Below are 24,331 nucleotides of genomic sequence, written 5' to 3' on the forward strand. Positions count from 1 at the left end.
GGCTCGGCGGCCACCCCCACGCCCGCCGGCACGCACCCGACACGCACCCCAGAAGGAGCCACAGGACATGGCCGACTCCAGTTTCGACATCGTCTCGAAGGTCGAGCGGCAGGAGGTCGACAACGCCCTCAACCAGACCGCCAAGGAGATCTCGCAGCGCTACGACTTCAAGGGTGTGGGCGCCTCGATCTCGTGGTCCGGTGACAAGATCCTCATGGAGGCGAACTCCGAGGACCGGGTGAAGGCTGTCCTCGACGTCTTCCAGTCCAAGCTGATCAAGCGCGGCATCTCGCTGAAGGCCCTGGACGCCGGCGAGCCGCAGCTCTCCGGCAAGGAGTACAAGCTCTTCGCGTCGATCGAGGAAGGCATCTCCCAGGACAACGCCAAGAAGGTGGCGAAGATCATCCGCGACGAGGGCCCCAAGGGCGTGAAGGCCCAGGTCCAGGGTGAGGAGCTGCGCGTCACCTCCAAGAGCCGTGACGACCTCCAGGCCGTGATCGCCCTGCTGAAGGGCAAGGACTTCGACTTCGCGCTGCAGTTCGTGAACTACCGGTAGCCGGTGGTACGAGCCGTCGGCGTTCCGGCACGGCGGTCCGGCGCTGCAGTGGTACGGAAGGGTGGGCACCCGAGGGTGCACACCCTTCCGTCTTCGGTGCGTGTCGGTTAAGGAGTCAGTCGCGCGAGTTGCCGAACAGGATGCGGTAGGCGATCAGCAGCACGAGGGAGCCGCCGATGGCCGCGGCCCAGGTGGCGCCGTCGTAGAAGTGCTTGCTGACGGGGTGGTCCAGCCAGCGGGCCGAGATCCAGCCGCCGATGAACGCGCCCGCGATGCCGATGAGCGTCGTGCCGATGAAGCCGCCCGGGTCGCGGCCCGGCAGCAGAAACTTCGCGATGGCTCCGGCCAACAGCCCGAGGATGATCCAACTGATGATGCCCATGCCCTGAACCTGCCCTTCCACACTGTGTCCGCACCGTCCCGGCGTTGTGGAATCGGTTCGGACGGACTGCGCCCGCGGGCCGTGCGTCGTTCTCGTCCTCGTCGTGTCCGACCGGTGCTGGTCGTGGCGTCTGCCACACGCGGTCTGCCACACGTGTGTTCGTGCCGCGTTGATGGAGGGGACGTCAGGGCGACACCCTCCGGTTGCGTCGATCAGTAAGGTGCGGCCCATGACACCGCCCACTTCCACCACCGAACTGCGACGCACGCTGGGGCTCGGGGACGCCGTGGTCATCGGCCTCGGTTCGATGATCGGGGCGGGGATCTTCGCCGCTCTGGGCCCGGCCGCGCGCGCGGCCGGATCCGGTCTGCTGGTCGGCCTCGGGGTCGCCGCCGTGGTCGCCTACTGCAACGCCATGTCGTCGGCACGGCTCGCCGCCCGGTACCCGGCTTCGGGCGGCACGTACGTGTACGGCCGTGAGCGGCTCGGCGTGTTCTGGGGATACCTCGCGGGCTGGGCGTTCGTGGTGGGGAAGACGGCCTCCTGTGCGGCGATGGCGCTCACCGTGGGGACGTACGTCTGGCCGGAGCAGGCGCACGCCGTGGCGGTCGCGGCGGTGGTCGCGCTCACGGCGGTGAACTACGGCGGCATCCAGAAGTCCGCCTGGCTGACGCGGGCGATCGTGGCGGTGGTTCTCGCGGTCCTCGCTTCCGTGGTGGTCGTGTGTCTGGGCTCCGGCGCCTCCGACGCCGAACGGCTCGCCATCGGCGACTCCGGTGGCGCGGGCGGCGTGCTGCAGGCGGCCGGGCTGCTGTTCTTCGCCTTCGCGGGGTACGCGCGGATCGCGACCCTCGGCGAGGAGGTACGGGATCCGGCGCGCACCATCCCCCGCGCGATCCCGCTCGCTCTCGGTGTCGCGCTCGCGGTGTACACGTGCGTGGCGGTCGCCGTCCTCTCCGTGCTGGGGCCGGAAGGGCTGGGGAGCGCGAGCGCGCCGCTGGCCGACGCGGTGCGCGCGGCCGGGGCGCCGGGGATGATCCCGGTGGTGCGGGTGGGGGCCGCCGTGGCGGCGCTGGGGTCACTGCTGGCGCTGATCCTGGGCGTCTCGCGCACCACGCTGGCCATGGCCCGGGACGGGCACCTGCCCCGTCCTCTCGCCACCGTGCATCCGCGTTTCCAGGTGCCGCACCGGGCGGAGTTGACCGTGGGTGCGGTGGTCGCGGTCCTGGCCGCCACGGTGGACGTCCGGGGCGCGATCGGTTTCTCCTCCTTCGGTGTGCTGGCGTACTACGCGGTGGCCAACGCCTCCGCCTGGACCCTCGACGCCGCTCCGGTCCGGCGGGTCGTGCCGGCGCTGGGTCTGGTCGGGTGCGTGGTGCTGGCGTTCGCGCTGCCGTGGATCTCCGTGGTCGTGGGCGCGGCGGTGCTGGCGGTGGGCGTGGCCGCGTACGGCGTACGGCGGTGGGTGACGGCGGCGCGGTAGACGGGCGCGCGAGTCCGGGTTCGGTGGCCGTGCGCTCGGGCGTCGGTGCCGCGGTCGCTGTGGCTCGGGTGCGGTGCGGGTGCGGTGCGGGTGCGGTGGCCGTGCGCTCTGCGGGGCGGGCTCAGGACGTCCGGGCGGGCCCCGTGCGTATGCGGAAGTCGGGCCAGGGGGCCATCTCCGGCTCCTCGTTCATCTCCTCGTACCAGCCCGTGCCGTCGACCCAGGTGTGCAGCCAGTCGGCGAGGCTGGGGGCGTCGACGAACCAGGCGTGGTCGGGGTCGCCCGGGTTCGGCTCGAAGAGCAGCACGGTGGCTTCCGGGGCCCGGCAGTCCACGCACGCGTACATGGCGCAGCCCCAGTGGGATATCGGCAGCACGCCCTCGGGCCAGGGCCACTCCGGGTCCCTGCGTCCGGATTCACGCTGAGACAGGTAGTGCGGGACGGCGGCGGGTTCACCGGCCGGCGGGCTGTCGAGCAGGGGCAACAGCCCGTACTCGGGGCCGAATCCGCCGTCTCCTACGCGTAGGTAGAGCTGGGCGAGCAGCGGGGGCAGGCGGAACCCCAGCGCGGCCTCGGCCCGGGCCAGCGTGGCGGTGTCCACAGGGGCGGGAAGCGAAGTCCAGCCGTACGGACGGGTGTCGCGGGCCTTGGCCTCCACCCGTGTCAGCAACTGCTCGTGCGCGGTCATGGGTTCATGATGCAGGCCGCCACCGACAGTCGGGCGGACCTGTGGACAACCGGCGCGATGTGGACAACCGGGTCAGCCCGTCAGCGGGTCGGCCCATCAGCGCGTCGCGAACGGCTCGTCGGTGCGGACGATCTCGCGGCCCAGCGGGAACAGGGAGACCGGAATCAGCTTCAAGTTTCCGATGCCGAAAGGGATGCCGATGACCGTGAGGCACAGGGCGATGCCCGTGGTGATGGGAGTGAGCGCCGGCCACCAGCCCGCGAGGACCAGCCACAGGAAGTTGCCGATGCACGAGGAGCGCCCGCGTCGCGTCGCTCGACCGTGGTGTACCGAAAGGGCCAGAGGGCGTAGACGCCGATCCGGGAGGCCGCGAGGCCGAACGGGATCGTCTCCGAACGTTCCCGATCACGCTACAACGGCGCTGCGGTTCCGCCTGAACGCGTGAACAGCTGATACTTGTGTCAGCAGGGAGTGCCGGCGGAGCGACCTGGAGAGGTGCCGATCATGAAGCTGTTCAACCTGCTGCTCAACATCCTGTGGCTGGTCTTCTGCGGCATCTGGATGGCGATCGGCTACCTGATCGCCGCGCTGATCTGCTTCATCTTGATCATCACCATCCCGTTCGGCATTGCGTCGCTGCGTATCGCCGGCTTCGTACTGTGGCCCTTCGGCCGCACCACTGTGGAGCGGCGGGACGCCGGGGCGGGATCGTTCATCGGCAACGTGATCTGGGTGATCTTCGCAGGCTGGTGGTTGGCTCTGGGCCACCTGATCACGAGCATCCCGCTGTTCCTGTCGATCATCGGCATCCCCTTTGGATGGGCCAACCTGAAGCTCATCCCGATCTCGCTCATGCCGCTCGGGCGTGAGGTGGTCGCGACCGATCTGGAGTTCGGCGGGCGCTGAGGTGGCCCCACTCTGCGGTAGCACCTGCACGCGCTCGGAGGGGAGGCGATGTACTCGGGCTGGTGATCGAGGCCTTGCAGGAAGCGAGTGACGACGAGGTGACCGCTGGAGTGGCTGTTACCCGCCGTCCAACGCCTGGCCCGCCATGTCCTGCTCCAGTGCCAGCCGGATGAGGTCAGCCCTGCGGCGAGATCCGGTCTTCCTGCCCAGCCGGTCAAGATGTGAGTGAACGGTGTGCTCACTGATGTTCAGCTTGGACGCGATTTCACGGTCGGTGGCGCCATTCGCGACGAGCACCAAGACCTGTCTCTCCCGTTCGGTGATGTGGCCAGAGTGCACGGGTGGACTCTGATTTTTGAAGCTCGTGGAGAAATAGCTGCGCCCGGAAGCTACGGTACGAACTGCTTTCAGCAGCTCCGATTCTCCGATTTGCTGGCTGAGGTAACCCCGGGCACCGGCCTCAATCGATGAGAAGAGCTCATTCTGCGCCTCAGAAGGCGACAGCACCACAACCGCATGCCCCCGCCGATGCAATCGAGTGATCAGATCGGCTGTGCTCCCGATGGAGACCTGCAGGTTGAGAAGGGCGATGTCTGCACCGTCCATCTGGTAGTCATACTCACAGATGCGCCTGACGGAGGTAACTCTGCGCAGGTCCGGCGCGGCATCGATCACGTTCTCGAGGCCACGCCGAAGAAGCGGGCAGTCGGAGAGAACTGCTACATGCGTCGGTTGTGAGCTCATCGAAATCCCATGGTAGACGGGACACCAGCCACGCGGCGGGCGTAGGACCAGACGACCGGGGGGAAGCGACCGCATCAGCCCCAGAATCGCCGCGTTGCCACCTGTAGGCATCCTGACCTAGCCCGTTTGGGATGAGGAGCCTCGACTGCGAGCCCTGCCAGTCCAGGTGACCCAGTCCGCCGACCGGTGAACGCTGGGCCCGAGGTTCCATTCGCTGTTCGTCGGTCGCGGCTGTGCGACCAGAGCCGCTGCGTTCGGCCCGGGGCGGTGACGCCCACCCGTCACTGCGACGACGGACTGCGTCCAAGGCCCCCTGCGATGACCAAGAGGCGCTTGCCGTCATGGAGCGGCGCGAAGTCCCGCGCCTCGAAGTGCGCTCGGGGGCCTGGCCCAGGGACTGGCCAGCAGATATATGCGGCGGGGTCGGGGTTGACGTGTTTGCATCAGATGGCACAGGCCGTCGAACCGTGACTGGCGGCGATCTTCCAGTCGAGGCGAAGGAGCAGTGCTCCGTTGTTTGACTGGTGCGCCACTGGTGCAGAGCACAGTCCGATGACCACGCCGGTAACTCCTTCCCCATTACGGTCGGTAATTGACGGGCTCGGCCTTTTTCTGGGCCGTCGGGACTGTGGCCGCCACAACTCGCCTCCGGGGCACTGTGCACGCCAAGCGGTCGCCCGCCCACCGCAGAAAGGCGGTTGGGAGGAAGACCGCGTCCGCGGCGATCATCACCAATGCGAAGAAGGGCAGGCCAAGCAGAATCCCGATGCCCGCATGCAAGGACATCATGACGGTGACCATCACGGTCCTCACTCGGCTGTTGAAAAGCGTGAACGGAAAGGCGACCTCGACGATCACCGTGCCGTAGGTGAGCAGCAAGACCAGCAGGCTGCTGCTTGCGACAGCGTTGGACAGAGCGGGCCACGGGGTGAAGACCGCGACGTGCAGCGGGTAGTACAGTGCCGTGCCGTCCTGCCAGACGGAACCCTGAATCTTGTACCAACCGGCGGTCGCGTAGATCAGGCACACCTCGACCACGATCACGAACATCGCGCCCGCGTGCACCACGTTGCCGACCGCCTCCATGACGGTACGAGGCTCCCCGGGTGCGTAGCGCCGTACGAGCCACCACGCAACCTGTGCGAAGAGGAAGCCCCAGAGCAGCAACGCCCAGCCTGTGCTCAGTCTGCCCATCCCGGTGACAATTGCCAGCAAGGCGGCAGAGAACACCCACATGACGACCCCGACCGTGTCCCGGCCGGCGTCGCTGCCGCGCGCGGCACGCCGCGCGTCCAACGACCACACCTGGCCGCACCGAGTGAACACCAGGTATATCGCCATGACGTGCATGACATTGTCGCCACCGTCCCCCACGAAGGGACTACGGTTCAGGAGCGCCAGCGCACCGATCATGAAAAACAGGGAGGCGGTACGCGTCCGCCACCCGAGGAGCAGCATCACCGACGCAGCGATCGCCGCAGCGTAGACGATCTCGAACCACAGTCGACCGTCATTCCACATGAGCACGGTGAAGGCATGGTCGTTGGCGATCAGCTCACGGGCCATGGACCAGCTCCAGGGGCTGTCCGGCCCGTAGAGCTCATTGCGGTGCACCCGCTCGCGCAGCAGAAAGGCGAGCCAGGTGAACGAGAAGCCGATGCGTATGACGGCCGCTTGGTACGGCGCGATGGCACCGCTGGTGATACGCGCGAGGTCTCGCCTGATCGCCGCAACGACGCGCTGCCACAGACCGGCGAGAGGCGGTGGCTCGGATTCCCTGCCGAGCGTGGCCCGGGTCACTTGAAGTCCTCCGCCTGGACAACCCACCACGGCTGAACCAGATAGCTGGTCCTGGTGTCGGTTTTCTGATTGCTCCACGGGGGCGCCCCCACCGGGTTGGTAGCCGTGCGCACCTGGACGACGATTACGGTGCCGCCGTCAATGTTCTGTCCGAGACGATGGGCGACGATGCGCAACAGGTACTTCTGCGTCAGGTTTCCGATTGATCCGATCGGGCGACCCTGACCATCACGCGTGTCGACGAAATTGGCCCAGCCAAGCCGAAGTTCGTTCTGTTCTACGTGACTGGGGAAAGGGTTGTGCAGGACCTTCTTCTGATCCCTTGCGGTCAAGTCCACCCAATCGGTGTCTCTGAGACTTCCGTCAGGCATCAGGACCTTCGCGCGCGCCTGAACCTGGGTATTTTGTGCCGGTACGTTGGGGGCGAAGAGCCTCCAGCCCTGTGTGAACTCGGGCACAACGTAATTGTTGATACCTGCGGCGTGACGCTGCGAGAAGGCGTTCGCGGGGGCGATGCTGAGGAAGAGTATCGCTAAATGCACGACAGCTCCAACCATGACGCCCACCACCGCGAGCGCGATAACGCTCACCGATATCGGCGAGAGGCCTGATACCCCACTCAGCCTGCCGACGTGATTCGGCGGCGATCCGCCGCCTCGCAACGCGCCGTCCGGAGTTTCTCCGGCCGGCGCGTTCCCGTCATTCCCAGTCCGCATGCCTCACCCCGCGTTCCCCTGGACGTTGCCCTGGGCGTTGCCCTGGGCGTTGCCCTGTGCATTGCCCTGTGCATTGCCCTGAGCGTTGCCCTGAGCGTTGCCCTGTGCATTGCCCTGCACGTTGCCCTGCACGTTGCCCTGGGCATTGCCCTGAGCGTTGCCCTGAGCATTGCCCTGCACGTTGCCCTGTGCATTGCCCTGTGCATTGCCCTGTGCATTGCCCTGTGCATTGCCCTGCACGTTCCCCTGCACGTTGCCCTGAGCATTCCCCTGCGCATTCCCCTGCGCATTCCCCTGCACGTTGCCCTGGGCGTTGCCCTGGGCGTTGCCCTGCACGTTCCCCTGCACGTTGCCCTGAGCATTCCCCTGCGCATTCCCCTGCGCATTGCCCTGCACGTTGCCCTGTGCATTGCCCTGCACGTTCCCCTGCACGTTGCCCTGGGCATTGCCCTGCACGTTCCCCTGCACGTTGCCCTGGGTATTGCCCTGCACGTTCCCCTGCACGTTGCCCTGGGCGTTGCCCTGCACGTTCCCCTGGACATTACCCTGCACGTTGCCAGGCCCTATGGGCTTTCCGCGAGGAACAACAACGAAGCGGACGGGGTTTGGCGCGCCGATGGTTCGCGTGGCGAAGCAGTTCTCCACCTTCTGTGCCACCCCTGGCCTAATGAAGCACAGGAGACGATTCGGAAGCCCCGAGCGGGCAGCACCATGGACGTTGCTCTGCGCTGCAGTTTCGGCGCGGACAGTCTGTGGTGGGCCGCTGGAGTAGGCGGCTGTGACACCATATGTGCTTGCCGCCAAGCAAGCTGCCGATGCGACACCGATACTCTGCCATAGCCTCTTCTTCATGGTAATCCCCACGAAAATTTGGTGATCTTGAGTGGGAAGTCGCCCAGCTTCGTGATCAACGGCTGAACACCGGTGACGAGAAGCTTCCGCCTGAGCGCCCCAGTAGCGTGACCTCTACGCCACGCAATATGCCGTCGGCGCTTTTTCGCGCCGTCATTACACAATGCTTACCTCATCCCCTTGGGGGATCAAGGGGCAGAATGGCTGCACCCTATGGGTAGAACTCCCCCAAGGAATAATACATTTCAACTTTTGTCGTGAAGCCTGACTCTTTCCGGCCGCCCTCGCACGCAACCTCGTCAGCGCCGCCGCCACCCCTGCCCGCCACCTTCCATACCAGGGCCCGCAGCGGAACCATCCGCCGCCACCTCATGGCCGTCCCGGCCCGTCTGGCCGCACCCACGGCACGGAGGACCTTCTACGACCCGCCGCCGGTGCGGAGCTGACCCGTCGCGGGGAGAACGCGCTGTTTCGCCGGGCCTCCGTGCCGATAAACGTGCGAGTGGCCGGGGGGAGTGGCTGCCCAAGGCTCGTAGGGAACGTGCCGTGTCACGTTGGCTGACGGGTGATGGATCCCTTGGCGACTCGAATAGCGTGCCCTGCGCGGCTCCTGACGGCAGATCGACGCGACGTTCAAGAGGTATCCGAAATGGCTCTTCATCGGGGTCACCGACGAGGACTCGACACCCCGCCGCTTCCGGCAACTGAGTCGCTTTCCACGGTCTGGTGGGAGGTCTGGAGGCGGCTTTGCCGGATACCGGCCAGGGCCGGGTTGACCAGCCGTTACCTGGATCAGGGCGGAGACAGACACGGGCAACGGCACGCGGGCGCCGACCGTCTCGGTCCGGGACAGCTCGTGTCCGTCTTGAGCGAGCAGCCAGTAAACGGCGGCTGGACGCTTGCACGGCTCCTGCGCGCGTCCCGGTACCTGGGTCGATGAGAGTCGGTTGCAGCCCAACAGGTCTTTTTCCGAGCCGGGTTGGAGAAGTCAGTCACCCGGTGGCACCGTGGTTCGGGCGTGGTAGGTGCCAGTGGTCATCGTAGGGAGAGTCGCCCGGAGCGGGATGCTGCACGTAGCGGAAGTATCCCGAACGGGATGCCGATGACGGTGAGGCACAGCAGCACGCCCGCCGGGAGCTAGCGGAGGAAACAGCCGGAAGCCGCTGAGGATCAGCTAGACGACGTTGCGGAGTGTCTTCACTGTTGGCGACCTGCCATCTGTTCGAGTCGGGCGATGCGCTCCGCCATCGGCGGGTGGGTGGAGAACATCCTGGAAAGCCCCTGCCCCGGGCGGAACGGGTTCGCGATCATCATGTGGCTCGCGGTCTCGATGCGCGGCTCCGGGGGCAGCGGCAGCTGCTGGGTGCCGATCTCCAGCTTGCGCAGGGCGCCCGCGAGGGCGAGGGGGTCGCCGGTGATCCGGGCGCCGGAGGCGTCCGCCTCGTACTCCCGGGAGCGGCTGATGGCCAGTTGGATGAGTGAGGCCGCGAGGGGCCCGAGAATCATGATCAGCAGCAGGCCGAGGAGGCCGGGGCCGTCGTCGTCGTCCGAGCGGCCCACGGGGATGAGCCAGGCGAAGTTGACCAGGAACATGATCACGGAGGCCAGGGCGCCGGCGACGGACGAGATCAGGATGTCGCGGTTGTAGACGTGACTGAGCTCGTGGCCGATGACCCCGCGCAGTTCGCGCTCGTCGAGCAGGCGCAGGATGCCCTCCGTGCAGCACACGGCGGCGTTGCGCGGGTTGCGGCCGGTGGCGAAGGCGTTCGGTGCCTCCGTCGGGGAGATGTACAGGCGGGGCATGGGCTGGCGGGCCTGGGTGGAGAGTTCGCGGACCATCCGGTACAGGGCCGGGGCCTCGAACTCGCTGACCGGGCGGGCGCGCATGGCGCGGAGTGCGAGCTTGTCGCTGTTCCAGTACGCGTACGCGTTGGTGCCGATGGCGACGAGGACCGCGACGATCAGGCCCGTACGGCCGAAGAGGCTGCCGATGACGATGATGAGTGCGGACAGTCCCCCGAGGAGTACTGCGGTCCTGAGCCCGTTGTGCCGGCGGTGCACGGTACGCCCTCCAAGTGGTGCGGCAGGGGAACCCTTCGCTTGCTGTGCTGCGGTGCCCCTGGTGCCGTGGTGTCACGTCCAGTGGACCCTTCCGTACTGGTCAACGCCAGGCGGGGGCCGCTGGTTCCCTAGTGCGTGCGTCGGCGCGCGGGCCGTCCGGGTGAGTGGGACACCGGTCGGCACGCGCGCGTGGAGGGTGAGTGCCCCGTGGGCGCGTGCCGACGCCCGGGTGCCGAGCCGGGTCATGGGCTTCCGGTGCCGGGCGGGGCCCCGGCATCGGCCAGGGGCTCAGAACAGGGTCGTACCGGCGAAGCGGAGCACGAGCTGGGGGGCGCCGGACAGGGCGATGCCGAGGACGGCCGTGAGGGTGATCGCGGCCGTGAGGGGTGCTGGGAGGCGGTGCGCGGCCGGCTCGCCCTCGGGGGCGCGGAACAGCAGGGCCGTCCACTGGAGGTAGTAGAACAGCGCGACGACGACGTTGACGGCCATGACGACGGCGAGCCAGCCGAGTCCGGCGTCGACGGCCGCGGAGAAGACCGTGACCTTGGCGAAGAGGCCGATGACGCCCGGCGGGAGCCCGGCGAGGCACAGCAGGAAGAAGGCCAGGAGGAGTGCGGTCAGCGGGTTGGTGGCGTACAGGCCGCGGTAGTCGGTGAGGCGGTTGCGGGTCCTGGTGCGGCCGACGAGCGCGGCGACCGCGAAGGCGCCGAGGTTCACTGCGGTGTACATGAGGGCGTACGCGACGGTGGAGCCGATCGTCTTCTGGGGGTCCTTCGCGTAGCCGGCGGCGGCGATCGGGACCAGGAGGTACCCGGCCTGGCCGACGGAGGACCAGGCGAGCAGCCGTACCGCGCTGTACGCGCGCGTGGCCTGCTGTCGCAGGGCACCGACGTTGCCGACGGTCATGGTGAGCGCGGCGAGGACCGCGAGGGCCGGGCCCCAGACGTCCGCGTACGACGGGAAGGCGACGACCGTGACGAGGATCAGGCCGGTGAAGCCGACCGCTTTACCGACGACCGACAGGTAGGCGGCGATCGGCAGGGGTGCGCCGACGTAGGTGTCGGGGACCCAGAAGTGGAAGGGGACGGCGGCCGTCTTGAAGGCGAAGCCGACGAGGGTGAGGACGACGCCGGTCTGGGCGAGTGTGTGGAGCTGTCCGTCGACGTGCTGGATGCGGTCGGCCACCTGTGTGAGGTAGAGGGTGCCGGTCGAGGCGTAGACGAAGCTGATGCCCATGAGGCTGACGGCGGTGGCGGTGACCGACGACAGGAAGAACTTCAGGGCGGCGTCGGAGGACCTGCGGTCGCCCTGCCGGATGCCCACGAGCGCGAAGGCGGGCAGGGAGGCGACCTCCAGGGCGACGATCAGGGTGGCCAGGTCGCGGGACGCGGGCAGCAGCGCGGCGCCCGCGGCCGAGGACAGCAGCAGGAACCAGTACTCGCCTTCGGGGAGCGCCGTGCGGGCGTCCTTGAGGGTGGTGACCGACAGCAGGGCCACGAGGAGGGCGCCGCCGAGGACGAGGAACTGGATGACGAGGGTGAAGCGGTCGGCGCTGTAGCTGCAGAGGTCGGCGTGGCCGGTCAGGCAGAAGGTGGTGCGGTCACCGTGGAGCAGGGGCAGCAGGAGCAGCGTGGAGGTCGCGAGGCCGGCGACCGAGGTCCAGCCGAGGAGCGGCTTGCGCGCGTCGGGGACGAAGAGGTCGGCGACGAGGACGACGAGGGCGGCCACCGCGGCGAGGGTGGGGGGCGCGATGGCGAGCCAGTCGACGGACTGGACCGCCGATTCGGCCAGGGGCTGGGCCACGGCCTGCGCGGTGTGCTGGGCCAGGGCGCTCATCGGGTCCCTCCTGCGAGGAGTTGTTGCACGGCCGGGTCGGTCAGGCCGAGCAGGGCCTTCGGCCAGAGGCCGGCGACGACGGTGAGGGCGACGAGCGGGGTCCAGGCCGCGAACTCGTAGGTGTGGACGTCGGCGAGTCGCGGTGCCTGTTCGGGGACGGCGCCCATGCAGACGCGGCGGACCACCACGAGCATGTACGCGGCTGTCAGCAGGGTGCCGAACGCGCCGATCGCCATGAAGGTGAGGAAGGCGGGCCGGCTGAGGCCGGCGGCGGGCTCGAACGCGCCGAACAGGGCCAGCATCTCGCCCCAGAAGCCGGCCAGGCCCGGCAGTCCGAGCGAGGCGACCGCGCCGAAGGCGAGCAGACCGCCGAGGCGCGGGGCCTTGCCGTACAGCGCGGCGCCGGTGTCCTCGGCGATGGTGTCGAGGTCGGTGCTGCCGGTGCGGTCCTTCAGCCCGCCGACCAGGAAGAAGAGCAGGCCGGTGATGAGGCCGTGGGCGATGTTGGCGAACAGCGCGCCGTTCACGCCGGTCGGGGTCATGGTGGCGATGCCGAGCAGCACGAAGCCCATGTGGCCGACGGACGAGTAGGCGATGAGCCGCTTCAGGTCGCCCTTGGCGCCCCGCTTGGCCAGGGCGAGACAGGCCAGGGATCCGTAGATGATCCCGACGACGGCGAGGGCGGCCAGGTAGGGCGCGAAGGTGCGGAAGCCGTCGGGCGCGACCGGCAGCAGAATCCGGACGAACCCGTACGTACCCATCTTCAGCAGTACACCGGCCAGCAGGACCGAGCCGACGGTCGGAGCGGCGGTGTGGGCGTCCGGCAGCCAGCTGTGCAGGGGCCACATCGGGGTTTTGACCGCGAGCCCGATCCCGATCGCCAGAACGGCGATGACCTGCACGGATGTGGTCAGCGACCGGCCGTTGTCAGTGGCGAGTGCCACCATGTCGAACGTGCCCGCCTTGATTCCGATCAGGAGCAGGCCGAGCAGCATGACGACCGAACCGAGCAGGGTGTAGAGGATGAACCGCCAGGCGGCGGCCTGCCGGGCCTCTCCGCCCCAGCGGGCGATGAGGAAGTACATCGGGACGAGCACCGTCTCGAACGCGAGGAAGAACAGCAGCAGGTCGAGGACGGTGAAGGTCGCGAGGGTGCCGGACTCGAGGACGAGCACCAGCGCGACGAAGGCCTTCGGGGTGGGTCCCGAAGGCATCTTGAAGTAGCTGTACAGCGCGCAGAGGAAGGTCAGCAGCGCGGTCAGGACGACGAGGGGGAGGGAGATGCCGTCGATGCCGAGGTGGATGCGCACGTGGAGTGCGGGGATCCAGCTGATGTCGGTCGTGGCCTGCATCTTCGACGGGTGGTCGTGGTCGAAGCCGAGCGCCAGGGCGATCGCGGCGAGAAGGACCGCGCCGGTCACGGTGACGCCGTGCCGCAGCACGGCCTGCTCGGGCGACTTCCCCTTCAGCCCGGGCGGGGCCGGCAGGAGAGCGGCGAGCGCGCCGAGGAGCGGTGCGACGACGACGAATGCCAGAAGGAACTGCATCACGGACTCGCTGATATCGATCACGCCTGCTCACGCTCCCGTGGCGACGAGGACGGCGGCGACCGCGAGGACGACGGTGCCGGCGAGCAGCGCGCTCACATAGGTCTGCACATTGCCGGTCTGGGCGCGCCGTACGGCGGCCCCGAGCAGCCGGGGTAGGGCCCCGGCACCGCGTACGTAGGTCTCGACGACCTCGCGGTCCAGGAACCGGACGAGACTCGCTCCGGCGAGGACCGGCCGGACGAAGAGGGCCGCGTACACGGCGTCGAGGTGGAAGCCGACGGCGGCGTGGCGGTGCAGCGGGCCGAGCAGCAGCCGTCCGGGGTCCGCGGGGTCGGGCGCGTAGGCGATGTCGCCGTAGGCGGGCGCGTGGCTGGCGATGGCCTCGGCCTCGACGACTCCGGCGTCGGCCTCCGGGTGGGCGGCGACCGCACCGAGGGGGACGCGGGCGGCGAGGGCGGTGGTGTGCCGCCAGGCGCCGTAGGTGACGATCCCACCGGTCAGGGCCAGGCCGGTGCCGAGCACGGAGGTGGTGAGGGTCGGGGTGAGGTCGCCACCGCCGAACCAGTCGGGCAGCAGCCGGAAGGCGAGGCCGCCGAAGGCGAGGGAGGGCACGGCGAGCACCCACAGCACGGCATTCATGACCAGGGGCTGCCTGCCGTGGTCGGGGGCCTCGGCGCCCCGGCCGCGGAAGGCCAGCAGCCACAGGCGCATCGCGTAGGCGGCGGTCAGCAGGGCCGTGAACAGCGCGGAGACGAGGACGACCCAGCCCGCCGCGCCGGGGGCGCGGCCGGAGTGGCCGGTGGCGACCTGTTCGGCGGCGCCGAGGACGGACTCCTTGGAGAAGAAGCCGCTGAACGGCGGGACCGCGGCGAGCGCGAGCAGCGCCACGGTCATCGTCCAGTAGGCGTCGGGGACGCGGTCGCGCAGGTGGCTCATGCGGGACATGGCGGCCAGCGAGTTGGTGCCGGCGGCGTGGATGATCACGCCGGCGGCGAGGAACAGCAGCGCCTTGAAAGCGCCGTGGGACAGGAGGTGGAAGACGGCGGCACCGCGGTCGCCGACGGCGAGCGCGCCGGTCATGTACCCGAGCTGGCCGATCGTCGAGTAGGCGAGGACCCGCTTGATGTCGTCCTGTGCGAGTGCGGCGACGGCGGAGCCGGCCATCGTGACCGCGGCCATGACGGCGAGGACGACCATCGCGGCCGAGGAGGCCTGGAAGACGGGGAGGAGACGTGCGACGAAGTAGACACCGGCGGCGACCATCGTCGCGGCGTGGATCAGCGCGGAGACGGGGGTCGGGCCCGCCATGGCGTCGGGGAGCCAGGTGTGCAGCGGGAACTGGGCCGACTTGCCCGCCACGCCGGCGAGGAGCAGCAGGGCGACGAGGGTCGGGTGGTGCAGCCCGCCGCCGGCGACGGTGCCGAGGATCTTGGTGATCCGGAAGGAGCCGGCGTCGGTGCCGAGCGCGAACAGCCCGATCAGGAAGGGCACGTCGCCGAGCTTGGTGACCAGGAAGGCCTTGAGGGAGGCGGCGCGGGCCTCCGGGGTTTCCCAGTAGTGACCGACGAGGAAGTAGGAGCAGATGCCCATGACTTCCCAGCCGACCAGCAGCACGATCAGGTCGCCCGAGTAGACGACGAGCAGCATCGCGGAGGTGAAGAGGGAGACGAGAGCGGCGTACGAGGAGTAGCGCGGGTCGTCGCGCAGGTAGCCCGTCGAGTAGATCTGAACGCAGCCGCCGACCAGGCCGACCAGGACGGCGACGAGCGCGGCGAAGCCGTCGATGTGCAGGGCCAGGTAGATCGGGACCGAGCCGGTGGGGGTGAGTTCGGTGGCGGCGTCGATGGCCGGGCCGCCGCCCTGCTGGGCGGCGACCAGCACGGCGAGCGTGAAGGAGGCGAGGACCGGCAGGACGGCGAGCGGGCGGACGAACCCGGGGGCGGTGCGGCCGAGCAGCAGGCCGGCGACGGCGCCCAGGAACGGAAGGAGGGGGACGAGGACGGCGAGGGTGGTCGTGGTCACGCGGTGGCCTCAGCCTTCTTCGCGGCCGTCGTGGGGGCGTCACTGTCGGGGCCGTCGTCGTGGCCTTCGGCGGCGTCGCGGAGGCGGTCGATGTCCGAGGTGCCGCGGTTGCGGTAGACGGCGAGGACGATCGCCAGGCCGATGCCGATCTCGGCGGCGGCGATGGCGATGGTGAACAGGGTCAGGGCCTGGCCGGAGTGCAGGGTCTCCGCGGCGGTCCTGCTGAGCCAGACGTCGAAGGCGACGAGGTTGAGGTTGACGGCGTTGAGCATCAGCTCGACCGACATCAGGACCAGGATCGCGTTGCGGCGGGCGAGGACGCCGTACAGGCCCGTGCAGAAGAGGAGGGCGGAGAGCACGGCGGGATAGGCGAGGTGCATCAGCGGACACCTTCCTGGGCGGCCCGGTCACCGGGGGCGCCCGGGGACTCCGGAGCACCCGCGGACCCGGAGGCCGAGGCGTCCAAGGGTTCCGGGGCTGTGGCGTCCCCCTTCGCCCTGCGGGAGAGCACGATCGCGCCGACCAGCGCGGCGAGGAGGAGGACGGAGAGGGCCTCGAAGGGCAGGACCCAGTTCTGGAAGAGGCTCTCGCCGGTGACCCTGGTCGACCCGGCGGGGGCGCCGTCCAGGTCGATCCAGGTGGTGCGGAAGGCGTCGACGACGACCCAGACCAGAGCGGCCGCGGCGGCGACGGCCACGGTGAGGGCAGCCCAGCGGTTGCCGGAGTCGGCGTCCGGGGAGCGGCCGATGGGGGCCCTGGTGAGCATCAGGCCGAACAGGAGGAGGACGACCACGGAACCGACGTAGATGAGGACCTGCACCCAGGCGATGAACTCGGCGCTGAGCAGGAGGTACTCGACGGCCAGGCCGCCGAGGGTCACCACCAGCCACAGGGCGGCGTGCACCAGCTGGCGGGTGGTGACGGTGACGAGCGCGGCGCCGAAGGTGACCAGGCCGACCAGGAGGAAGGCGATCTCGACACCGGTCGGGGAGAGGAAGCCGTGGCCCGGGGCGGCGGCGGTGGTCGTGACGTGGGCCGTCGCGGCGGCTGCGGAGAGGATCACGCGTCTCCCTCCTGGGGCTCGGCCTGTGCCGCGGCGAGCTTCTCGGCGGTCTTGCGAGCGGCGGCGATCTCCTTGGGCTCCTCCGCGCCGGGGTCCAGGGCGGGCGGGGCCGGGACGGTCCACATCCACTCGCGCAGCTTGTCGCGCTCGTGGGTGAGGTCGCGGATGTCGGTCTCGGCGTACTCGAACTCCGGGGACCAGAACAGGGCGTCGAAAGGACAGACCTCGATGCAGATACCGCAGTACATGCACAGGGAGAAGTCGATGGCGAAGCGGTCGAGGACGTTGCGGCTGCGTTCACGGCCGCCGGGGGTCGCCGCCGGGACGGTCTCCTTGTGCGAGTCGATGTAGATGCACCAGTCCGGGCACTCGCGGGCGCACAGCATGCAGACCGTGCAGTTCTCCTCGAACAGGCCGATCACCCCGCGGGTGCGGGGCGGCAGGTCCGGCTGGACGTCCGGGTACTGCTCGGTGACGGTCTTCTTCGTCATCGTGCGCAGGGTGACGGCCAGGCCCTTGGCGAGGCCGGAGCCGGGGAAGGGCGACATCAGGAGATCACCACCTTGACGATGCCGGTGAGGGCGATCTGGGCGAGGGAGAGAGGGACCAGGAGGGTCCAGGAGAGCTTCTGGAGCTGGTCCTCGCGCAGGCGGGGGTAGGTCACGCGGAGCCAGATGACGACGAAGGCGAGGACGGCCGTCTTCAGCAGGGTCCACACCCAGCCGAGGCCCTCGGCGCCCCACGGCCCGTGCCAGCCGCCCAGGAAGAGGACCGTGGTCAGGCCGCACAGGACGACGATCCCGGCGTACTCGGCGAGGAGGAACAGGGCGAAGCGCAGGCCGGTGTACTCGGTGTACGCGCCGAAGATGATCTCCGAGTCGGCGACGGGCATGTCGAACGGCGGGCGCTGCAGTTCGGCGAGGCCGGCGACGAAGAACACGATCGCGCCGACGATCTGCCAGGGCAGCCACCACCAGTGGAAGGCGTGGACGATGCCGGGGAGGGACACCGTGCCCGCCGCCATCGCCACGGAGGCGGCGGTGAGCAGCATCGGGAGCTCGTAGGCGAGGAGCTGGGCGGCGGTGCGCAGGCCGCCGAGGAGGGAGAACTTGTTGGCGGAGGCCCAGCCGGCCATGAGGGAGCCGAGAACGCCGACGCCCATGACGGCCAGCACGAAGAACACACCGGCGTCCAGGACCTGCCCGACCGCGCCCTCGCCGGGGCCGATCGGGATGGCGAGCAGCACCAGGAGGTACGGCAGCAGGGCGACGGCGGGGGCGAGCTGGAAGATGCGGCGGTCCGCGCCCGCCGGGACCACGTCCTCCTTCTGCGCGAACTTCACGCCGTCCGCGACGAGCTGGGCCCAGCCGTGGAAGCCGCCGGCGTACATCGGGCCGAGGCGGCCCTGCATGTGCGCCATCACCTTGTGCTCGGTCTGGCCGACGATCAGCGGGAAGGTGAGGAAGACGACGAAGACGACCAGGAGTCGCAGGGCGACGTCGACCGCGTCGTTCACTGCGGGCCTCCTTCGGGGGCGTCGGGGGTCGGGGTGTCCGTGGGGTCGTTCGGCCGGTCGCGGTCGCTGGTCCGGGCATCGGTCCGGTCGTTCGTTCGATCGCCGGTCCGGTCATCCACCCGGTCATCCACCCGATCGTCCGTCCGGTCGCCCTGGGGCTGCTCGGGCGCGTCGCCGCCGGGCCGGTCGGGCTCCTTGGCGTGCCGCTCCGGCTCGGGGGCGGGCTCCGGCCGCGCCTCGGCGCTCTGCTCCGGCTCGGGCTCGTCGAACGCCGGACGGGCGTGGTGCCAGGGGGCGTCCGAGCTGCGGGGGGCCGCGGGGGCCCGCGGCGGGGTGGGAGCCTCCGGCCGCGACCGCTGGGAGGCCGAGCCCTCGCTCACGCTGCGGGCGCGGCGGGGTCCGGAGGTGCCGGGGCTGCCGGAGGTGCCGGGGGTGCCCGCGCGTTGGGAGGCCGAGCCCTCGGACGCGCCGCGGGCGCGGCGTGGGCCGGCCGGGGCACCGGAGGCCGGTCCCCCTGGCGGAGAGGCCGCGTCCGCGGAGGCCGGAGGCGGCGCGGTGGTGCCGGCGCCTGTGCCGGTCTCCGTACCGGCGCCGGTGCCGGTGTCAGTGTCGCCGTCCGTCGTCGCGGGCGGGCTGACCGGCTCGCGGGCCGCCGAGTCCTCCGCCGCGGGGCCTTCCGCCACGGCGGGTCCCTCCGCGGCCGGGGCCCGCGTCGACGCGCCCTCGGCCGCCGACCGCCCGGCCGACCGCTTCTCACCGGCCTGCTGTTCTGCTGTCGGCCCCTCTGCCGTCTGCCCCTCTGCCGTCTGCCGCTCCGCCGTCCGCTGCTCTGCCGTCTGGCTGGCCGAGCCCTCCGCCGCCGTGCGCATGCGCCGCGCCGGACGCTCCCCGGCCGCGCGCACGGGACGGTCGCCCCCCGCGGTCGCGGTGCCCTCGGCTGCTCCGCGTGCCGCACGGGCCGGACGTTCGCCCGCGGCGCGGGCCGGGCGCTCTCCTGCCGCGCGGGCGCCACGGGCCGGGCGGGCCGGGGCGGGTGGGAGCTGGCCCTTCTGAGGGCCCCACTCGTTGGGGTCGGGCACGCCCGGGGGCAGCATCTGGCGGCGCTTGGGGCCGCCGTGGTCCGACTCCCCCGGCTCCTTCGCGCCCGGCCACGCCTTGGCGACGCGGGCCGCGAGGACGAAGTCCTTGCGGAGAGGGTTGCCCTCGAAGCTCTCCGGGAGGAGAAGGTGGTCCAGGGCCGGGTGGCCCTCGAAGACGACGCCGAACATCTCGTGCGTCTCGCGCTCGTGCCAGGCCGCGCCCGCGTAGACGTCGACGGCCGTGGCGAGGGCCGGCGCCTCGTGGGGGACCGTGGTGCGCAGGAGCAGCCGGCGTACCGGGGCGAGGGCGACGACGTGGGCGGAGACGCGGAAGCCGGTGCCCGGTTCGTCGACCGCGCTCAGCCAGTCGAAGTAGGTGCAGCCCAGTTCGTCACGGGCGGTCCGCAGCGCGGAGACCCAGGACGCCGGCGGTACGTCGACGGTGAGGACCTCGTAGGACTCCTCGGCCGTGGCGTCGGGGCCGAACAGTTCCTCGGCGGTGGCGGGCAGCCATCCCACGGCGGTCATCGTCCCTCCTCGGCGGCGGGGGCGGGCGGTCGCATGAGTCCGCTCCGCAGCGCGGCCGTCGAGGGACGTGCGGTCCCGGTCGCGTACCGCTCCCCCAGCGACTCGCGCGCGATCTTCTCCTGGAGCTTGAGGATGCCCTGGAGCAGCGCCTCGGGACGCGGCGGGCAGCCGGGGACGTAGACGTCCACCGGGATGATCTGGTCGACGCCCTTGGTGACGGAGTAGGAGTCCCAGTACGGACCGCCGCAGTTGGAGCAGGCGCCGAAGGAGATGACGTACTTCGGCTCGGGCATCTGCTCGTACAGGCGTTTGACCGCCGGGGCCATCTTGTCGGTCACCGTGCCGGAGACGACCATCAGGTCGGCCTGGCGCGGACCCGGCGCGAAGGGGATCACGCCGAGGCGGATGAAGTCGTGCCGGGCCATCGACGCGGCGATGAACTCGATCGCGCAGCAGGCGAGGCCGAAGTTGAAGACCCAGAGCGAGTAGCGGCGGCCCCAGTTCAGGACGACCTTCATCGGCTCGGGGGCGAGGCGCGCGAGGGCGCCCAGCCGCTTCGGCTCCGGAAGGAGCACGGGACCGGGAGCGGCGGCCTCGGAAGCGGCAGGAGGGACGGACTCGGAGACCGAGGCGGACTCGGGAGCCGAGACGGGCCCGGAGGCCGAGGGGGTCTCGGGGGCCGAGGGGTTCACGTCCATGCCAGGACGCCCTTCTTGTATGCGTACAGCAGGCCCACGGCCAGGAAGCCGAGGAAGATGAACATCTCCACGAGCGTCGCCGCGCCGTAGCCGGGGGCGGCGAAGACCGTCGCCCAGGGGAACAGGAAGATCGAGTCGACGGCGAAGATGACGTACAGGAACGCGTAGACGTAGTAGCGGACCTGGGTGTGGGCCCAGCCCTCGCCGACCGGGTCGACGCCGCACTCGTACGTCAGGAGTTTCTCCGGGGTGGGCACGACCGGGCGCAGCAGGCGGCCCGCGCCGAAGGCGACCGCGACGAAGAGCACGCCGACGACGGCGAGCAGTCCGACGACCGCATAGGACTGGAAGTAGTCGGCCGCGATGACGACGGTCGACCCCCGCAACGTCTCCCGCACCGTCCGTTCCTCGCTCCCTGTCCTCGAGACCCGGACGACCTTCGTGGTCTCCGTGGCCTTCGTGGTCCTGTCCGTGGCTTTCGTGGTCTTCGTGACCGCCGCGTACCGTCGTGAACCCTGTGTTCGACGATCTGTACGCACGGGAGTCTAGGCCCTGATAAAGGCGCGGTAAGAAGCCAGTACACGCCTTGGGACGCGGGGTGGGGTTTTCCCCCGTCGACCGGGGCGGCCGACCTCATGGCGCGGGGCCGCGCCGCACGGCACGCTGACCCCCATGACCGCACCCACCCCCGCCGCCGGTCCGGCGGCGCCCGGCGACGAGGATCGCCCGCCCCCGGCCCGTCTCGCCTACGACCTGCCCACCTGGAAGGAGATCACGCATCTCCTGGCGAACCTGCCCGTGTCACTGCTCGGGTTCGTCTACGTCGTGGTCGTGCTCACCACCGGCGCCGGGCTGACGCTCACCGTCGTCGGGCTGCCGCTGCTCGCGGCCGGGCTGCTGGGGGCGCGGCAGTTGGGCCGGCTGGAGCGCGCCCGGCTCCGGTCCCTGCTCGCCCTGCGGATCGACGAGCCGAGTCCGCTGCCGCTGCACCGGACGAAGGGGTGGTTCAACCGGCTGTGGTTGACGCTGGGAGACCCGGTGGCCTGGCGCACGGCCCTGTACGAGGTCATACGGCTGCCGTGGGGCGTCCTCACCTTCGCCGTGACCCTGACCTCGCTGTTCGTGCTGTGGCCGGTGCTGCCGTTCATCGCGCGGGCGCTGACGAACGCGGACCGGGCCATGGCACGCGCGCTGCTGTCGCCGTCCGACGAGCTGGAGCGGAGGATCGCCGAACTGGAGTCCGACCGGGGTGTGGTGGTCGACACCGCGGCCGCCGACCTGCGGCGCATCGAGCGGGACCTGCACGACGGGGCACAGGCCCGGCTGGTCAATCTGGCCATGGGGCTGGGGCTGGCCAAGGAGAAGCTGCTCGAGGACCCCGACTCCGCCGCCTTGATGGTCGAGGAGGCGCACGGCGAGGTGAAACTCGCCCTGCAGGAGCTGCGCGACCTGGCCCGCGGCATCCATCCCGCGGTGCTGACCGACCGGGGCCTGGACGCGGCCCTCTCCTCGGTCGCCTCGCGCTGCACGGTTCCGGTGAAGGTGACCGCCGACCTGGACGAACGCCCGGCCGCGGCCATCGAGGGCATCGCCTACTTCACCGTCTCCGAGCTGCTGCAGAACGTCAGCAAGCACAGCGGGGCGCGGTCCGCCTCCGTCGACGTGTGGCGGACCGACGGCCGGCTGCTCATCCAGGTGTGGGACGACGGCCGCGGCGGAGCGCGCCTGGACGGCGGCACGGGGATGCGGGGACTGGCCGAGCGGCTGGACGCCGTCGACGGCCTGTTCGTGGTCGAGTCTCCGCCGGGCGGCCCCACGACCGTCACGGCCGAGCTGCCCTGGCGGGACCGGACCGAGGTCCCCGGCCGGCGGTAGGTGGGGAAAACCCCCCGGCCGGGACGCCGACGCGCTCCATGGTCCCGTGGCCCGGACCCGAGCAGGCTGGAGACCGCACACAGAGCGCACGCACCGCAGGCCGCGGCTCGCAGACGGCGACTCGCAGACGGCAGACGGCAGTGCAGACGACAGACGGCGCGGACCGCGGACCGCGGAACGCACACCACAGACCGCCTGGCGCGGACCTCAGGACGGACGAGGGGAACGGGACGAGACCGATGGCCACCGGATACGGACAGGGGTACGGACAGACCTCGGGAACGGGTGCGAGCGCACGGACGGACCGGCGCACGGACCCATGGACCGGCACGGGGGCCGGCCCCGGGCGGCACCGCCTGCCCGCCGGACTTCGGGCGCCCTTCGAGGGCCGCAGCCTGCGCGAGTTCGGGTACGTCCTGCTCGGCCTGCCGATCGGCATCCTGCTGTTCACCTACACCGTCACGATGGTGTCGCTGGGCGCCGGCCTGCTGGTCACCTTCCTCGGCGTACCCGTGCTGGCGGCGGGTCTGACGGGCTGCCGCGGCTTCGGCGCGATGGAGCGGGCGCGGGCGCGCGGGCTGCTCGGCCTGGAGGTGGGCGAGCCGCAGCCGTTGCGTCCACGGGACCGGGGCCCGGCGGCCTGGATGGGGGCCGTCCTGAAGAGCGGCACGTCGTGGCGGGCGATGCTGTACGCGGTGCTGCACTTCCCGTGGGCGGTCTTCTCCTTCACGGTGGCCGTGACCGTCTGGACGCTGGGCTGGTCGCTGCTGACGTATCCGCTGTGGTTCTGGGTGTTCCCGATGTGGGCCGGACAGGGCGGCCTTCAGCTCTACGGCGACGAGCACCACCGCGTCTTTCTCGACAACCCGTTCGAGATCACGGTGACCGCGCTCGTCGGGATGCTGTTCACGCTGGCCGCGCCGTGGATCGTGCGGGCGCTGACGACGGTGGACCGGCTGCTGGTGCTCGGGCTGCTCGGACCGTCGCGGCTGTCGGCGCGGGTGGTGGAGCTGGAGTCCGACCGGGGGGTCGTCGTCGACACGGCCGCCGCGGACCTGCGGCGCATCGAGCGGGACCTGCACGACGGGGCGCAGGCCCGGCTGGTGGCGCTGGCGATGGATCTGGGGCTGGCGAAGGAGAAGCTGGCGGAGGATCCGCGGGCGGCCGCGCGGATGGTGGGCGAGGCGCACGGCGAAGTGAAGACGGCACTGCAGGAGCTGCGGGACCTGGCGCGCGGGATCCATCCGGCGGTGCTGACGGACCGCGGGCTGGACGCCGCGCTCTCCGCGGTCGCCTCCCGGTGCACGGTTCCGGTGCGGGTGGAGGTGGACCTGGCCGAGCGGCCGGCCCCGGCGATCGAGGGGATCGCGTACTTCACCGTCTCCGAGCTGCTGCAGAACATCAGCAAGCACAGCGGGGCGCGCTCGGCCTCCGTGGACGTGTGGCGCGCGGAGGACCGGCTGCTGCTGCAGGTGACGGACGACGGGGTCGGGGGCGCCGACACGTCCGGGGGCTCGGGGCTGGCCGGGCTGGCGGAGCGGCTGGACGCGGTGGACGGGATCCTGGTCGTCGACTCCCCGGCGGGCGGGCCCACCCGGGTGACCGCGGAGCTGCCCTGGCGGCGCTGAACGGCGTCTCTCTCCCCGGTTCACCTCTCACTCGCCCCTCGCGGCCGGCTCTCACTCCCCGCCCGCCCGCCTCCTCTCGACCTCCCCTCTCGACCTCCCCTCTCGCCCGCCCGCCTCTCGACCTCCCCCTCTCGCCCTCCCTGTATCAGCTCACCCTCTCGCCCTCCCTCGATCAGCTCACCCCTCGCGAACAGGCCACCGAACGGCCGGAATCCGCACCACTGTTCCCCCGATCTCCCGGCTCGGGCGCGCCCGGGCCCGAGTACTGGAATGCTGGACCATGTCGTAGTCGAAGCCGCGGCCGCAGGGACGGGCGTGGCACGAGGCGGGGGGCCGGCGAAGGTGGAG

At 70.4% G+C, this 24,331-nt stretch carries 22 protein-coding genes and 1 pseudogene; 5 read left to right on the forward strand and 18 right to left on the reverse strand.

The window, feature by feature from the left end; all coding sequences use genetic code 11:
- Window positions 1-67 precede the first annotated feature (67 nt).
- On the forward strand, window positions 68-556 hold the full coding sequence (locus tag ACIQ9G_RS13800; RefSeq protein ID WP_392190680.1) for a YajQ family cyclic di-GMP-binding protein: 489 nt from the start codon (window positions 68-70) through the stop codon (window positions 554-556).
- Window positions 557-671: 115 nt separating this feature from the next.
- On the opposite strand, the gene ACIQ9G_RS13805 is transcribed toward ACIQ9G_RS13800, so the two are convergent.
- Entirely contained in the window at window positions 672-938 is a 267-nt protein-coding gene (locus ACIQ9G_RS13805; RefSeq protein WP_356189389.1) for a GlsB/YeaQ/YmgE family stress response membrane protein, read from the reverse strand.
- A 229-nt stretch (window positions 939-1,167) separates the two neighbouring features.
- On the opposite strand from ACIQ9G_RS13805, the gene ACIQ9G_RS13810 reads away from it, so the two are divergent.
- The gene (locus ACIQ9G_RS13810) at window positions 1,168-2,421 is read left to right on the forward strand and encodes an APC family permease (protein WP_403608640.1); all 1,254 of its coding nucleotides are present in this window, start codon (window positions 1,168-1,170) and stop codon (window positions 2,419-2,421) included.
- A 121-nt stretch (window positions 2,422-2,542) separates the two neighbouring features.
- Here ACIQ9G_RS13810 and ACIQ9G_RS13815 read toward each other — a convergent pair whose 3' ends face one another.
- Both ACIQ9G_RS13815 and ACIQ9G_RS13820 read right to left on the reverse strand, forming a co-directional pair.
- On the reverse strand, window positions 2,543-3,109 hold the full coding sequence (locus tag ACIQ9G_RS13815) for an SMI1/KNR4 family protein (protein WP_403608641.1): 567 nt from the start codon (window positions 3,107-3,109) through the stop codon (window positions 2,543-2,545).
- Between the two features lie 96 nt (window positions 3,110-3,205).
- Window positions 3,206-3,495, reverse strand: a pseudogene (locus ACIQ9G_RS13820) (YccF domain-containing protein); the annotation flags it as partial.
- 118 nt (window positions 3,496-3,613) lie between these two features.
- Between ACIQ9G_RS13820 and ACIQ9G_RS13825 the strand changes: the two are divergent.
- The gene (locus tag ACIQ9G_RS13825; RefSeq protein ID WP_403608642.1) at window positions 3,614-4,015 is read left to right on the forward strand and encodes a YccF domain-containing protein; all 402 of its coding nucleotides are present in this window, start codon (window positions 3,614-3,616) and stop codon (window positions 4,013-4,015) included.
- 117 nt (window positions 4,016-4,132) lie between these two features.
- On the opposite strand, the gene ACIQ9G_RS13830 is transcribed toward ACIQ9G_RS13825, so the two are convergent.
- The 15 genes from ACIQ9G_RS13830 to ACIQ9G_RS13900 all read right to left on the reverse strand — a co-directional run bounded on the left by ACIQ9G_RS13830 (window position 4,133) and on the right by ACIQ9G_RS13900 (window position 20,878).
- Window positions 4,133-4,690, reverse strand: coding sequence for a LuxR C-terminal-related transcriptional regulator (locus ACIQ9G_RS13830; RefSeq protein ID WP_403608643.1), 558 nt, complete (start codon window positions 4,688-4,690; stop codon window positions 4,133-4,135).
- A gap of 648 nt (window positions 4,691-5,338) precedes the next feature.
- Window positions 5,339-6,508: an HTTM domain-containing protein gene (locus tag ACIQ9G_RS13835; protein ID WP_403608831.1), complete on the reverse strand. Its 1,170-nt coding sequence runs from the start codon at window positions 6,506-6,508 to the stop codon at window positions 5,339-5,341.
- Window positions 6,509-6,555: 47 nt separating this feature from the next.
- Window positions 6,556-7,149: a DUF5819 family protein gene (locus tag ACIQ9G_RS13840; protein WP_403608644.1), complete on the reverse strand. Its 594-nt coding sequence runs from the start codon at window positions 7,147-7,149 to the stop codon at window positions 6,556-6,558.
- Window positions 7,150-7,278: 129 nt separating this feature from the next.
- Window positions 7,279-7,932: a hypothetical protein gene (locus ACIQ9G_RS13845; protein ID WP_403608645.1), complete on the reverse strand. Its 654-nt coding sequence runs from the start codon at window positions 7,930-7,932 to the stop codon at window positions 7,279-7,281.
- 1,392 nt (window positions 7,933-9,324) lie between these two features.
- Window positions 9,325-10,188: a zinc metalloprotease HtpX gene (gene htpX, locus ACIQ9G_RS13850; protein ID WP_403608646.1), complete on the reverse strand. Its 864-nt coding sequence runs from the start codon at window positions 10,186-10,188 to the stop codon at window positions 9,325-9,327.
- A gap of 288 nt (window positions 10,189-10,476) precedes the next feature.
- Window positions 10,477-12,024: an NADH-quinone oxidoreductase subunit N gene (locus ACIQ9G_RS13855; RefSeq protein WP_403608647.1), complete on the reverse strand. Its 1,548-nt coding sequence runs from the start codon at window positions 12,022-12,024 to the stop codon at window positions 10,477-10,479.
- Complete coding sequence (locus ACIQ9G_RS13860) at window positions 12,021-13,595, reverse strand: NuoM family protein (protein WP_403608648.1); 1,575 nt, start codon at window positions 13,593-13,595, stop codon at window positions 12,021-12,023. Before ACIQ9G_RS13860 ends, ACIQ9G_RS13855 begins: the two co-directional genes overlap by 4 nt.
- A 6-nt stretch (window positions 13,596-13,601) precedes the next feature.
- Window positions 13,602-15,596, reverse strand: a complete 1,995-nt coding sequence (locus ACIQ9G_RS13865) for an NADH-quinone oxidoreductase subunit L (RefSeq protein WP_403608649.1) — start codon at window positions 15,594-15,596, stop codon at window positions 13,602-13,604.
- Window positions 15,593-15,976 carry an NADH-quinone oxidoreductase subunit NuoK gene (gene nuoK / locus ACIQ9G_RS13870; RefSeq protein WP_403608650.1) on the reverse strand — a complete coding sequence of 128 codons (384 nt, stop codon included), beginning with the start codon at window positions 15,974-15,976 and terminating at the stop codon, window positions 15,593-15,595. Before nuoK ends, ACIQ9G_RS13865 begins: the two co-directional genes overlap by 4 nt.
- On the reverse strand, window positions 15,976-16,659 hold the full coding sequence (locus ACIQ9G_RS13875) for an NADH-quinone oxidoreductase subunit J (RefSeq protein ID WP_403608651.1): 684 nt from the start codon (window positions 16,657-16,659) through the stop codon (window positions 15,976-15,978). Before ACIQ9G_RS13875 ends, nuoK begins: the two co-directional genes overlap by 1 nt.
- Window positions 16,656-17,207: a NuoI/complex I 23 kDa subunit family protein gene (locus ACIQ9G_RS13880; protein WP_403608652.1), complete on the reverse strand. Its 552-nt coding sequence runs from the start codon at window positions 17,205-17,207 to the stop codon at window positions 16,656-16,658. Before ACIQ9G_RS13880 ends, ACIQ9G_RS13875 begins: the two co-directional genes overlap by 4 nt.
- Complete coding sequence (locus ACIQ9G_RS13885) at window positions 17,207-18,175, reverse strand: NADH-quinone oxidoreductase subunit H (protein ID WP_403608653.1); 969 nt, start codon at window positions 18,173-18,175, stop codon at window positions 17,207-17,209. The genes ACIQ9G_RS13880 and ACIQ9G_RS13885 overlap by 1 nt, the downstream gene beginning before the upstream one ends.
- Window positions 18,172-19,782 carry an NADH-quinone oxidoreductase subunit C gene (locus ACIQ9G_RS13890; RefSeq protein WP_403608654.1) on the reverse strand — a complete coding sequence of 537 codons (1,611 nt, stop codon included), beginning with the start codon at window positions 19,780-19,782 and terminating at the stop codon, window positions 18,172-18,174. Before ACIQ9G_RS13890 ends, ACIQ9G_RS13885 begins: the two co-directional genes overlap by 4 nt.
- Window positions 19,779-20,480 carry an NADH-quinone oxidoreductase subunit B gene (locus ACIQ9G_RS13895; protein ID WP_403608655.1) on the reverse strand — a complete coding sequence of 234 codons (702 nt, stop codon included), beginning with the start codon at window positions 20,478-20,480 and terminating at the stop codon, window positions 19,779-19,781. Before ACIQ9G_RS13895 ends, ACIQ9G_RS13890 begins: the two co-directional genes overlap by 4 nt.
- A complete protein-coding gene (locus ACIQ9G_RS13900) occupies window positions 20,471-20,878 on the reverse strand; it encodes an NADH-quinone oxidoreductase subunit A (protein ID WP_403608656.1) in 408 nt (135 codons plus the stop codon). Before ACIQ9G_RS13900 ends, ACIQ9G_RS13895 begins: the two co-directional genes overlap by 10 nt.
- Before the next feature lie 274 nt (window positions 20,879-21,152).
- Between ACIQ9G_RS13900 and ACIQ9G_RS13905 the strand changes: the two genes are divergently transcribed.
- On the forward strand, window positions 21,153-22,355 hold the full coding sequence (locus ACIQ9G_RS13905) for a sensor histidine kinase (RefSeq protein ID WP_403608657.1): 1,203 nt from the start codon (window positions 21,153-21,155) through the stop codon (window positions 22,353-22,355).
- A 239-nt stretch (window positions 22,356-22,594) separates the two neighbouring features.
- Window positions 22,595-23,983 (forward strand): sensor histidine kinase, encoded by a 1,389-nt coding sequence (locus ACIQ9G_RS13910; protein WP_403608658.1) that lies wholly within the window; start codon window positions 22,595-22,597, stop codon window positions 23,981-23,983.
- Window positions 23,984-24,331: the final 348 nt, after the last annotated feature.

Origin of the sequence: Streptomyces sp. NPDC096152, from assembly GCF_044763235.1 — a bacterium.
Classification (GTDB): domain Bacteria; phylum Actinomycetota; class Actinomycetes; order Streptomycetales; family Streptomycetaceae; genus Streptomyces.

What these genes read in the sequence shown, in the direction of transcription:
- ACIQ9G_RS13800 (WP_392190680.1), top strand. Translation starts at nt 68, where the DNA reads ATGGCCGACTCCAGTTTCGACATCGTCTCGAAGGTCGAGCGGCAGGAG.
- ACIQ9G_RS13805 (WP_356189389.1), bottom strand. Translation starts at nt 938, where the DNA reads ATGGGCATCATCAGTTGGATCATCCTCGGGCTGTTGGCCGGAGCCATC.
- ACIQ9G_RS13810 (WP_403608640.1), top strand. Translation starts at nt 1,168, where the DNA reads ATGACACCGCCCACTTCCACCACCGAACTGCGACGCACGCTGGGGCTC.
- ACIQ9G_RS13815 (WP_403608641.1), bottom strand. Translation starts at nt 3,109, where the DNA reads ATGACCGCGCACGAGCAGTTGCTGACACGGGTGGAGGCCAAGGCCCGC.
- ACIQ9G_RS13825 (WP_403608642.1), top strand. Translation starts at nt 3,614, where the DNA reads ATGAAGCTGTTCAACCTGCTGCTCAACATCCTGTGGCTGGTCTTCTGC.
- ACIQ9G_RS13855 (WP_403608647.1), bottom strand. Translation starts at nt 12,024, where the DNA reads ATGAGCGCCCTGGCCCAGCACACCGCGCAGGCCGTGGCCCAGCCCCTG.
- nuoK (WP_403608650.1), bottom strand. Translation starts at nt 15,976, where the DNA reads ATGCACCTCGCCTATCCCGCCGTGCTCTCCGCCCTCCTCTTCTGCACG.
- ACIQ9G_RS13880 (WP_403608652.1), bottom strand. Translation starts at nt 17,207, where the DNA reads ATGTCGCCCTTCCCCGGCTCCGGCCTCGCCAAGGGCCTGGCCGTCACC.
- ACIQ9G_RS13890 (WP_403608654.1), bottom strand. Translation starts at nt 19,782, where the DNA reads ATGACCGCCGTGGGATGGCTGCCCGCCACCGCCGAGGAACTGTTCGGC.
- ACIQ9G_RS13895 (WP_403608655.1), bottom strand. Translation starts at nt 20,480, where the DNA reads ATGGACGTGAACCCCTCGGCCCCCGAGACCCCCTCGGCCTCCGGGCCC.
- ACIQ9G_RS13905 (WP_403608657.1), top strand. Translation starts at nt 21,153, where the DNA reads ATGACCGCACCCACCCCCGCCGCCGGTCCGGCGGCGCCCGGCGACGAG.
- ACIQ9G_RS13910 (WP_403608658.1), top strand. Translation starts at nt 22,595, where the DNA reads ATGGCCACCGGATACGGACAGGGGTACGGACAGACCTCGGGAACGGGT.